This window comes from Nocardia sp. Marseille-Q1738 (assembly GCF_965283145.1).
The window spans coordinates 219603-231605 of sequence record NZ_CBDIMS010000006.1; the positions used below are offsets into that span (position 1 = coordinate 219603).

5 protein-coding genes are annotated in these 12003 nt (G+C 69.4%); 1 reads left to right on the top strand and 4 read right to left on the bottom strand.

Features of this window, described 5'->3' with window-relative positions:
- Positions 1-6 precede the first annotated feature (6 nt).
- Entirely contained in the window at positions 7-828 is an 822-nt protein-coding gene (locus ACWPXK_RS22640; RefSeq protein WP_454198184.1) for a hypothetical protein, read from the bottom strand.
- Positions 829-896: 68 nt separating this feature from the next.
- Positions 897-1169 carry a GNAT family N-acetyltransferase gene (locus ACWPXK_RS22645; RefSeq protein WP_454198185.1) on the bottom strand — a complete coding sequence of 91 codons (273 nt, stop codon included), beginning with the start codon at positions 1167-1169 and terminating at the stop codon, positions 897-899.
- 43 nt (positions 1170-1212) lie between these two features.
- Between ACWPXK_RS22645 and ACWPXK_RS22650 the strand changes: the two genes are divergently transcribed.
- Entirely contained in the window at positions 1213-2028 is an 816-nt protein-coding gene (locus tag ACWPXK_RS22650) for a helix-turn-helix domain-containing protein (RefSeq protein ID WP_454198186.1), read from the top strand.
- Between the two features lie 5 nt (positions 2029-2033).
- Here ACWPXK_RS22650 and ACWPXK_RS22655 read toward each other — a convergent pair whose 3' ends face one another.
- Both ACWPXK_RS22655 and ACWPXK_RS22660 read right to left on the bottom strand, forming a co-directional pair.
- Positions 2034-9269, bottom strand: a complete 7236-nt coding sequence (locus tag ACWPXK_RS22655; RefSeq protein WP_454198187.1) for an amino acid adenylation domain-containing protein — start codon at positions 9267-9269, stop codon at positions 2034-2036.
- Between the two features lie 162 nt (positions 9270-9431).
- A complete protein-coding gene (locus ACWPXK_RS22660) occupies positions 9432-11903 on the bottom strand; it encodes an FAD-dependent monooxygenase (RefSeq protein ID WP_454198188.1) in 2472 nt (823 codons plus the stop codon).
- Positions 11904-12003: the final 100 nt, after the last annotated feature.

The window sequence follows — 12003 nt, forward strand, 5'->3', positions numbered from 1 at the left end:
GGAACATCATCGTCCACGGATGGCGCGCCAGAGGATGAAGGCGAGCACCGCGGCGGGCGCGGCCGCCAGTATGGGCTTGTCACGGAGCGTGTCCAGGAGCGTGCGGCCCGGATGGGCCATGGCTTCGGGCAGTCCGGCAGCGCCGAGTTCGGCAGCGCTCGCGGCGTTGGCCTCGGCCAGCTCTGCGCGCTCGGCCGCGCGTCGGACGGACTCGTCCACCGCTGGCGTGGCCTGCTGGGTCTGATACTCGGCAGTTCGCCCAACGGCGGTCTGCGGCTGCGCCTGCTGTGCCGCTGCGGCCGCAGCGCCACTCGACTCAGCAGCCTCTCGCCCGGCGGCGGTCGCCTCCCCCAGCGGTGCCGCTCCAGCCCCAGTGCCACTCGACTCAGCAGCCTCTCGCCCGGCGATGGTCGCCTCCGCCTCCGCGAAGGGCGCCGGTCCGGCCGCAGGGCCGCTGACCTCAGCAGCGGTTTCCTCCGCCGCACGCCCGGCAGTCGGCGTCTCCGACCCCGTCATGCCTGCCACTCCGGCAGCAGCGGCGGCGCTGAGCTCGGCAGCGCTCTCTTCCGCCTCAGGCCCCACGGTCGGCGTCTCCAACCCCGTCATATCTGCCACTCCGGCGGCAGGGCCGCCCACTTCGGCTGCCGTGTCGTCCGCCTGTCGCCCTGCGGTCGCCGCCTCCGGCTCCGCCTGCTCTGACTCTTTCGCGGCGTGGCGGCCCGAACCGGCGCTGGGATCGCGTTGCCGCCCGGAATCGGCCGTCTCTCCCACATCGGCGATGTCAGGGACACCGCCGGTCTCCAGATCCGGGCGTTCGTGTTCGTTCATCACCGTCTCCTGTCCTCGGCTGCGCGGCGCCGGACAGATTTCCTGGATGCCATCGCTGGCCGGTTACCCTACGAACGATCGGACAAACGGGACTCCGGCAGATGCCATTCCATCTCCAATTCCCTGCGCGCGTCGCCCGGGGCGATGGGTCCGCTCACACCCGTCCGCACGAAGCCGTTCCGCAGATACAACCCTTCGGCATGGCTATTGCGCTCGGCGACCTCCAAGCGGACCACGCGGTGGCCGCCCGCCACGGCCCAATCGAGCACCGCGCGAACCAGCCGGTCCGACACCCCGGTCCCGCGCGCCCGCGGCGCCACCCACATCGAAATCAGGTGCACACCACCGATGGCCGGACGGTGGCAGGGGTGCTTAGCTGATCGAATGACATCGGTGCAGACGCGATCGAGAGCGGGCGTCCTGCTGCGCGAATGGCGGCAGCGGCGCAGGTTGAGTCAGCTGGATCTGGCGCTGGCGGCCGATACCTCGGCGCGTCACCTGTCCTATGTGGAGACCGGGCGCGCCACGCCCAGCCGGGCGATGGTGTTGCGTCTGTGCGACACGCTGGATGTGCCGTTGCGCGAACGCAATACGCTGCTGATGGCCGCCGGTTACGCGCCCGCGTATCGGGAGAGCAGCCTCGACGACGCGCATCTCACGCCGGTCCGAGCCGCCCTGGACACCATGCTGGCCGCGCACGAACCCTATCCGGCCGTGGTCATCGATCGGCTGTGGAACGTGGTCGCCGGCAACGCCGCGATGAGCGTGCTGATGGACGGCGTTCCCGCGCACGTGCGGGCACCGCACCCGAATGTGTACCGGCTGGTGTTGCACCCGGACGGACTGGCGTCCCGGCTGGCCAACCTCGTCCAGGTACGCGCGCTGTTCCTGGAGCGGCTGGCCAGGCAGGTCAGCGCGAGCGGCGACTATGAGCTGGCGGCGCTGTACGACGAGGTGTCCGGCTACCCGGAACCGCCGGACGCCGATGACCCCGCGGAGGCCGGCACGCCGCCGAGCCCGTTCGAAGTGCCGATCCGGATCCGCACACCGGCGGGCGAGCTGTCGATGTTCAGCACGATGGCCACCTTCGGCGCGCCGGCCGACGTCACGCTGTCGGAACTGGCCATCGAATTGTTCTATCCGCTGGACGAATTCACCACGGCCGCGCTGCGCGGGATCGCGGCCGTGGCGAATTCGTGAGCTAGTCAAGCGTCCAGCATGGATTCGTCCCATTCCCGGGCCAGGTCGGGATCGGCGGCCGACAACACCTCGTCCAGGCGCAGCCCCACCTCGCTGATGTTCGGTTCGGTCATCATGTTCAGGTGATCGCCGGGGACCGAGATCACCGTGAACCGGCGGGCCGCGTACTGCTTCCAGCCGTTGTCCGCGCTGTCGAACATGCTGCCGACGGTCTGGTGCGCCAAGTCGACGCCCGGCGGCAGTCCCTCGGTGGCGCGCAGCAGCGTGATGTCCCGCTCGTAGGGCTCGAGCTTGTAGTCCAGCATCGCCGAGTAGTTGGCGTAGAACACCTCGTAGAGGCGCCGGATCGCCCGCGGCGAGCTAGCGGAGGGCAGGATCTCCGACCGCACCGCCTCGGCCAGCATCGCCGCGAACAGCTCTTCGGAACCGTGCACGTCGGGCTCGAAATCGATCAGGGCGGACTGACTTCCGCGCGCGTACCACAGCAGCTCGAGGAAGAACCACCGGATCAGCTTCTCCTCCGAGATCGGCGTGCGCGCTTGCGCGCGTAGCGCCATGGTGTCCAACAGCGTCACACTGGACACTTCGTGCTCCGGCAGCTGACGTGCCATCTCCAAGGCGACATAGCCGCCGAACGACCAACCCGCCAGATGATATGGGCCGGTCGGATGCACCCGCCGCAGCGCTTCCAGGTACGACTCGGTCATCGCCGCGATCGACTTCTCCGGCGCACTACCCGCGTCCGCGCCCGCCGCCTGCAGTCCGTACACCGGACGATCCGGATCCAGATACCGCACGAGGGTCAAGTAGCAGAGCACATTCCCGCCGATCGGATGTACCAGGAACAGCGGCGGCTTGGTGCCGTCGGGGTTGAGCGGCACCAGCGGGTCGAAAGTGCGGTGGACATCGCCGCCCGCCCGCACCAGCGCCGCGAGCCCGGCGGCGGTGGGCACGCTGATGAACGCGTCCAGCGGCACTTCGACACCCCACCGGCGCGACAGCGCCATCACCACCCGCATCGCCCCGATGGAGGTCCCGCCCGCCGCGAAGAAATCGTCGTCCACGCCGATCGCGCGCAGACCGCCGTATTCGGCGAGCAACTGCACCGCCGACCGCTCGTACTCGTCGGCCGGTTCCCGTTGCGCCGTCACGGAATCGGCGACGCGCTCGCCATGATCGCGCAAGGTCGCGTCATCGCGTTTGCCGCTGGGCGTGCGGGGCAGCTCGTCGAGCCAGATGAACCGCGACGGCACCATGTGCGCGGGCAGCACCGCCCGCAAGTCGTGCCGCAGCGCGGCCAGATCGGTCTGTTCCGCCGAGCCGACCAGGAACGCGATCAGCGACCCGTCGATACCGCCGAAGCCGCGCGCCACCACGGCCGCTTCGGTAATGCCGGGGAACTTCTCCACCAGGCCGAGGATGCACAGCTCCACTTCGGCCGGTTCCACCCGGAAGCCCCGAATCTTCACCTGGCTGTCGCTGCGGCCCAGGCAGACGATGTCGCCGGAGAACACCCGAACGCCCAGATCGCCGGTGCGGTACCGGATTCCGCCCGCATGGGTGGCCACGAACCGCTGGGCGGTGAGCGCGGGGCGGCCCTCGTAGCCGCGCGCGAGGGAACGGCCGCCGAGATAGATCTCGCCGATCACGCCGTCGGGCACCGGGCGCAGCGCGCTGTCGAGCAGCTCCACCGTGTCGCCGTCGACGGCTCGGCCGATGGGCGGCAGCGCGGGGAACTCGTCGGCCGGGCCCTGCAAAGTGAATTTCGTGGCGACGTGAGATTCCGTGGGGCCGTATTGGTTTTCCAGCACCAAACCCGGAACCACCTTGCACAGGGCGCGGATCTCGTCGGTGATGCGCAGCTGCTCCCCGGAGGAGATCAGCACCTTCAGCTCGGTCGGGAACTTTCGCAGACCCACGGCCGCCTCGGCGAACGCCTGCAACGCCACGTACGGCAGGAACAGCCGTTCGATGCCCTCGTCCACCACGGTGTTCAGCAGCTGCTCGACGTTCGACCGCAGGTCCGCCGAACTCACCCGCAGGGTCGACCCGGCCGCGAGGGTGGTGAAGATCTCCTGGAACGACACGTCGAAACTCAACGGCGCCAATTGCAGCGTGCTGCGCAGGCCGGTGCCGGTCGCCGCGCGGATCTGCCAATCCACCAGCGAGGTCAGGCCGCGATGCGGCATCGCGACGCCCTTGGGCTCGCCGGTCGACCCGGAGGTGAACAGCACGTAGGCCACCGCGTTGGGCGAAACGTGGTCGGGTAGTTCGACATCCGCGTCGTCTGCCGGGTCGTCGAAGAGCAGGGTGGTGTCGAGCACCAAGGCGGCGTCGTCGACGATGTCGCGATAGTCGGCGTCGGCGACCACGCGGTGCGGGCGTGCGCGGTCGATCATCAGATTCAGCCTGGCCCGCGGGTAGCTGACGTCCAGGGGAACGCACGCGGCGCCGATCCTGGTCAGCGCGAGCACGAGCAGGATCAATTCGGGACGGCGCCTCATCAGAATGCCGACCCGGTCGCCCGGCGCCACCCCCAGCCCGATCAGGCGACGCGCCAGGCGATCGGAGCGTTCGATCAATTCGGCGTAGGTGACGGATTCCTCGTCGCCGGCCACCGCGATGCCCGCCGGGTTCAGCGCGGCGGCCTCGGCCACCAGCGTGCCGACGTCGCGGGCGGTGGCCGGGCCGACACCCCGGTCGATCACCCCGTCGGGGTCGGCAACGATCCCGGCCAGCATGCGCAGCTGGGTGAGCGCCACCGTCTCGCACTGCTCGGTGGTCAGCGTGTGGTGGCCGTCGACCCGCAGCCACATCCGGCCGTCTCGCGGGTCGGTCGCCGCGGTCACCAGCAGCTGGAAGTTGGTCTCCTCGCGGACGTCGACGTCCACCAGACGCACCCCGTCCAGCACCACCATGGGCTGGAAGACGTGGTAGTTGACGAAGTTGAACGCCGTCTCGAACGCCGGTGCGCCGTCGGCGAGGATCGACCGCAGTGGATAGCGGCGGTACGGATAGGCCTCGCGTTCCCGGCGCGCGATCTGCTCCACCGCCGCACGCCACGTGGTCGCGGTGCTGTCCAGCCGGATGGGCAACGTATTGAGGAACAGCCCGGCCACTCGTTCGGCACCCGCGCGGTCCGGGCGACCGTGGCTGACCACACCGGTGGTGACATCCGCACGCCCGGTGAGTGCCCGCAGCGCCAGGCAGTGCGCGGCCAGATAGACCGATTTCTCCGGAATCTGGTGGCGCGTGGCGAACGCCGTCACCCGCTGGGCCAAGCAGCGCGGTACCAGCGCCTTCACTTGCGGGACCTCGGCGACCGGCGGTTGGTGCGCCCCGAGCGCGGTGAGGGCGGTGGGTTCCGCCCCGGCGAGCGCGGTCAGCCAGTACTCGCGCGCCGTGTCGTGCGCGCTGCCCTGTTCGGCCTGCGCGTACTCGGCCAGAACGGTCGCAGGATGCGGGGTGGCCTCGACGCGGGTCTGCGTCATGCCGAGGTGGCTCAGATAGTCCAGCAGCAGTTCCAGCACCGAGGTGGCGACACTCCAGCCGTCCAGGATGGCGTGGTGGAAGCTCAGAACCAGGTCCACCGTGCCCACCGGTGCGTGCGGACCGGGGCGGACGAACACCCGGATGGCGAACAGCGGAGCGGCCGAGATGTCGTACTGGGCGTGCGTACGTTCCTGGAGATAGGACTCGATCAGTTCCGCGCCGTCCAGCTCGTCGGTATCGCCGAGGTCGACGATCTCCAGCTCGTAGGGCGCCTCGGTGTGCACGATCTGCAGCGGAATCGAGTATTTGCTCAGCTCGAACGACGAGCGCAGCGCGGGCTGGCGCCGCACCAGCCGGTCCACCGCCGCACGGAACTCCGCGTCATCCCACGGCATTTCGAGCCGATACCGGAACGCGTCCTTGTACGTGACGGAGTCGGCGCGCTCGATGCTGTGATACAGCATGCCCAGTTGCAGCGCCGTGGCCGGGAACGCGTCCTCCACCTGGTGCAGCGCGGCGCGGTCGATGAGCGGCACCGTCTCCAGCGGCGCCAAGACGCGCGCGTGGTCGTCGCCGTCCCGGTCGTCGCGCACGACGCGCGCCAGCTCGGCGATGGTCGGCGCTTGGTAGAAGGCGTCCACGTCGAAGTAGAGCCCGGCGCCCTCGGCCGCGGTGCGCACGGCCAGCGCGAGAATGGAATCGCCGCCGTGGGTGAAGAAGTTGTCGTGTACACCGATCGACTCGACGCCGAGCACCGTGCACCAGACTCGCGCGAGCCGCGCCTCGACGTCGTTACGCGGTTCGACACCCGCGACCTGCTCGGCGCCGTGTCCGAGGACGAGCTGTTCGGCGAGCGCGCGGCGGTCGAGTTTCCCGTTGCGGGTCAGCGGGATTCGGTCTACCCGGATCAGCCGGGTGGGCACCATGTAGCGCGGCAATCGGTCGGCGATCTGCGCGGCGATCTCCTCGCCGGTCACGTCGGTTCCGACGAAGTAGCCGACCAGCTGCACGCCGTGCGCCTCGGACAGTTCGTCCACCACGGCCGCGGCACGGACCCCACGGCAACCGAGCATGGCGTTGTGCACCTCGCCGAGCGTGACCCGGTTGCCGCGGATCTTGACCTGGTCGTCGAAGCGGCCCAGATACTCGAGGTTGCCGTCCGGCAGCCAGCGCGCCAGATCGCCGGTGCGGTAGCGCCGCCGTCCCGGCACCGCGCGATCGTCGACGAAGGCGGCCGCGGTCAGCTCGGGCCTGCCGCGATATCCGCGCGCCACGCCGACGCCGGCGATGTTCAGTTCGCCCGGTACCCCGACCGGTACGCGGCGGCCCATTTCATCGAGCACGAGCAGGTCGATGTTGTCGATCGGCCGACCTATCGGCACCACGTCGAGCGCATCGTCGCGGGGGCAGTCGAAATAGGAGACGTCGACCGTGGCTTCGGTCGGGCCGTAGAGATTCACCAGTTCCGGCGCCCTCGTCCCGGCCGCGGTGAAGACCGCGTGGAATCGGCGCACCAGCGCCGGTGGTAGCGCCTCGCCGCTGCAGAACACCCGGCGCAGGCTGCCGATCCGCGCGACCGCCGCGGGGTCGGCCGCCAGCTCGTCGACGAACGCGGCCAGCATGGACGGCACGAAATGCAGCACGGTGACCGTGTGCGCGCCGATGGCGTCGACGATGCGGCGCGGATCGCGTTCCCCGCCCGGCTCCAGCAACGCCGATCTGGCGCCGGTGATCGCCCACCAGAACAGCTCCCACACCGAGACGTCGAACGTGACCGGCGTCTTCTGCAGGATCACATCCTCGGCGTGCAACGGGTAGCGCCGCTGCATCCAGGTCAGCCGGTTCACCACCGACCGGTGCTCGATCATCACGCCTTTGGGCACGCCCGTGGAGCCCGAGGTGTAGATGAGATAGCTCAAATCGGCTGGATGCGAGACATTTTCGATACCGCGCGCCGGCACGATGTCGGCCACCGTGATCCGGGTGACGCGCAGCTTGTCGAACACCGCCTGGTGCTCGGGTCCAGCCACCACGAAGCGCGCTCCGCAGTCGGCGAGCACGGTTTCGATGCGCGTGGCCGGAAAGTCCGGGTCCAGCGGCACGTACGCGCACCCGGCGCGCAGCGTGCCGAAAATCGCGACGAGCAGCTCCGTCGAGCGCGTCAGCACCACCGGGACGCATTCGTTGCCGGTCACGCCCAGAGCCCGCAGCCGGGCGGCGAATCCGTCGGCCAGCGTGGACAGCTCGCCGTAGCGCAGCGCCCGCTCCCCCGAGCCCGCCACCGCCTCGATCGCCACTCGGTCCGGGTGCTCGGCGGCCGCCTCGCGGAACAAACGGTCGATCGTGGTGTACGGAAACTCTTCGCGCGGCCCGGTTTCGAAAGCGGTGATGGCGGCCAGCTCTCGCGTGGGCATCAGCGGCAATGCCGAGATCGGGGCGTCGGGCCGGTCCAGCGCCGCCGCCAGGAGCGCGCCGATGCTGCGCACGACCGACTCGAACGGGAAGTTTTCGTCGAAGACGTCTCGGTCGTAGTAGAGCTGGAGATTCAGCGAACCGTCGCGCATGTGCTCGACGGCGAGGATGTTCAGCGCCTCGAGCACCGTGCCCGGATTGATGATGTCGATGGTCCCGAGGATCTTGTCGAGATGATCCGACGACGGCATCTTGATGTAGGAGTACGCCACGTCGAACAGCGGCGGCGCCGTCGGATCGCTGCTGAGCGCACGAGCCAGGTCACCGTAGGGAAAGCGTTCGTAGCGCTTGAGTTCCCGGATCTGCGCGGTCACCTCGGACGCGACCGCCGACAGCGGCTCGGCCGGGTCGACCCGGATGCGCAGCGGCACCACGTTCGTCCGGTGTCCGGCGGTGCGGAAGGTCTCCGCGCTGTGCCGATTCAGCATCGGGACGCCGATCACCACTTCTTCGGAGCGATGGACGGTGGTCAGGTACGCGGCCAGCGCCGAGACGGTGAAGGCGAAGACGGAGAAGCCGGTTGCGCGAATCCGGTCCAGGAATGCGGGTTCCACCACCACGCGCCGGCGTCCCCGGTCCACGTTCGGGGTGCTCGCCCGGCCGGAGAAGAGCGCGGGAACCACTCCTTCGAAGCGGCGGACCAGCGCGTCGCGGTCGGCGACCCACTGCGGAGAGGACAGATACTCCTCGTCTTCGGCCGCGATCTTGCGGTAGGTGCTCACGCCGCGGTCGGTCTGCTCGGTGACCGGTTCCGGTTCGGCGAGCAGTTCGAGTGGCAGGTCCGAGCGGCTGTAGTTGTCCACCAGGGCGGCCCACAACGCGTTCACGCCCCACCCGTCGATCATCGCGTGGTGCATCGCCACGTAGAGATAGAAGTGGTCGGGTCCGTCGACCAGCGCGGCGACCCGGAACGGCTGGCGCGGCGGGGAGGGCGTCAGATTGGCCCGGTTCACCCAGTCCCTGCGGGCCGCGGCCGGGTCCGAGGCCCAGCTCAGGTCGATCAGCTCGACTTCCGGCAGCTCGTCCGAAATCCACTGCCAGAAGCGGCCTTCGGAGAATTCGAAACGCAGTCGCAGCGCGGCGTCACCGAGCAGTGCCCGGCGGACCACGGCTCGCAACCGGGCCATATCGAAGGGCTCGTCCAGGAACGCGCAGTAGGCGTTCCTGGTGACCGGCGCAGGCCCGTACCGGAAGGCCACGGACAACACATCTCGTTGGTACGCGCTGACCGGCCACGCCTCGGGTCTATGGGGAGTAGCACTCGGTTCGGATGTCACAGTCACTCCTATCGCGGCACCGGCTGTGCGCGGATAACCAAGCCCACCCTGATCTCTGACACGCAAAGCTGCTACCACAGTTATCCAGTTATCGATATCGCGAATCACGGCATCGACTTCGCCGATGCCGGGACTCTCCTGTTGTCTTGTGGTGTAGGCGGGTCAGCAGGCCGAGAGCAGCGCGCGCACACTCTCATCGGCGAGGCGTTCGGCTCGATCCCGCGACACCGCGGGTTCGACGTAACCGACGTTGAAGGACAATTCGTCGTGGGTCGCGTTGGCGGTGGCCATGATGAACCCGCTCACCGACATGCCGGAGACGAACTGCGCGCCTTCCAGCTGCCAGGAGCCGATCTTGTCCGGGAAGGGATAGCTGCCCAGGTAGGTCATACAGAGATGACCGGGGCCGCGGGTATCCATGAGTTCGACGGTGGACGCGCTGGCGGCCACCGATTTCGGCGCGGCCACCTTCAGCAGGTTCAAGGCGGAGAGATGATCGCGCCGATCCATCCGCGCGCCGTATTCGCGCTCGATCTCGATGGCGATCTCCCACAGCGAGGCCCACGGCGCGTACTTCGCGGGGGTGGCGATCATGCCCTGATAGGTGCCGACCTCGGTGTCCGCGGCGGCGCCGTCGAGATGGTCGCGGAAGTCGACCGAGCTGCCGACGGTGTACCAGGTCGCCTTGCCGGTGCCCGCTTCCCTGGCCGCCGCCATCAGCAGCGCCGCGGACAAGGCGGCTTGCAGGCCGACGCCGTGGCGTGCACAGCCCGCGGTGAGCGCGTCCAGTCGGTCGGCGTCGAGGCTGCGATGCACCACCCGGCTGCGCCGCTGCGCGGGCGGCGCCAGCGAGGTCGGTTCCAGCCTGCGCGGCCTGCGCAGCTGTGACTTCTGGTCGCGCAGCAGCGAAGCCGCGGTGCGCAGCGCACCGCTGCCGCCCTGGAAGCGCGGCGGGAAGAGATCTTCCGGGCCCGGCCGCACCGGGGCGGGCGGGATCTCGCCCGCTTCCCCGGCGGCCGCGTACAGCACCTGCTTGGCCACCGACAGCGCGCTCTCGCCATCCGCGATCGCGTAGTGCAGCGTCACGATCAGCTCGTTGGTGCCGTCGGTCTCCTTGATCAGCACCGCCCTGGCCAAAGGCCCGGTGCGCCAGTCGAACGGCTCGCGCAGCTCGACCTCGTCGACCTCGGTCAACCACGTGGTGCTGTCCTCGGATTCGATCACGCGCAGCGGGATGGGCGCCTGCACCGGGACGAAACGCGGTGCGGTGCCGTCGGGTTCGGCGGCCACGGCGACCCGCAAGAGCGGATGTCGGCGCTGCACTTCGTCCAGGCCGGCCCGGATCTGTTCGACGTCGACCTGCCCGCGGATCCGCACGCGCGACAAGATGTGCAGCGGCGCCAGCTGATCGGCGATCCAGTGCCAGCGCTCCACCGGCGACAGCGGGCGCGGCAGCCGCGCGGTCGGCCCGTCCAGCGGCGGGAACGACATCGGCTTGGCGAGCTCGCGCAGGAAGAATTCGGTGGGCGCATGCCGGAAGTAGGTGTCGCGCACCCGGACCAGACGCGGATCGGTGGTCTGCTCGATCTTGGCGAGCGAGGCCGAGCCGTTCACGAACATGGCGGTGCGATCGGCGCGCAGCTGCTCGTAACGGCGCAGGCCCGCAACCGGATCCAGCGCGTTGCGCAGCACGTTCGCCAGCACTACCGCGTCCTCGATGGCGGAGTTGGCGCCCTGGCCGAGACTGGGCAGCATCGGGTGCGCCGCGTCACCGAGCAGGGTCACCCGGCCGCGGCCCCACCGCGGAAGTGGCGGGCGGTCCTGGGCGGGCACCGCGAGGATCGCGGATTCGTCGGTCTGCTCGATGCAGGCGCGCACCTCCGGCGCCCAGTCGGCGTACAAGCGCAGCAGGTCTTCCTTGCCGCCGCGCCAGTTCGCTGCCTCGTCGGCGGGCAAGGTCTGGGTGCCCCACCAGTACACCCTGCCGTGACCGATGTCGTGGATGCCGAACCGCATTCCGGTGCCCCAGAAGTGCGCAGAGAGGCCGCGCGCGACGTTGCGATGCTCGAACGGGATGCAGGCCAGCCAGCACACGAAATTGCCCGGGCGGGGTTCGGCGCGGCCGTGCAGCTGGGCGCGCACCATGGAATGGATGCCGTCGGCGCCGACGAGCAGATCGCCCTCGGCGACCCGGCCGTCGGCGAACTCCACCCGCACGTGCTCGCCGTCATCGACGAACCGAGTGGCCTGCGCGGCAACGAAAGTCGGCGTGTCGCCGATCGCGCGCAGCAGCACGTCGTGCAGGTCGGTGCGGTGCAGTGCCACGGCGGGCGCGCCGAGCTGGGCATCGAGCCGGTGCACCGGGAGCACCCGGATCGGGCTGCCGTCCGGGTTGCAGAAGCGGAAGGTCTCGACCCGGCCGCCGCGTTCGAGCAGTTGCTCATCGAGGCCGCGGCCGAGGGTGCGCAACGCGTTGATTCCGTTGGCCTGCACCGAAAGACCGAAACCCTGCGCACGCAGCTCGGGGCCCGCTTCGTATAGTTCGACGGCGAAACCCGCGTGCCGCAGTGCGGCCGCGGTGGTGAGTCCTCCGATCCCCGCCCCCAGAACGATTACCTTGATCGGACTGCTCATCGAACCTGCACTCTCTCGAACTACGCGACGGCACAAGCGCTTCCCGCCGTGACGCGGTCTATGGGCGGCGCTGCCCACGAACCACCGTCCCCCTTGGTGA

Coding starts and splice junctions, on each gene's coding strand:
- ACWPXK_RS22660 (WP_454198188.1), bottom strand. CDS start 11,903: ATGAGCAGTCCGATCAAGGTAATCGTTCTGGGGGCGGGGATCGGAGGA.
- ACWPXK_RS22640 (WP_454198184.1), bottom strand. CDS start 828: ATGAACGAACACGAACGCCCGGATCTGGAGACCGGCGGTGTCCCTGAC.
- ACWPXK_RS22650 (WP_454198186.1), top strand. CDS start 1,213: ATGACATCGGTGCAGACGCGATCGAGAGCGGGCGTCCTGCTGCGCGAA.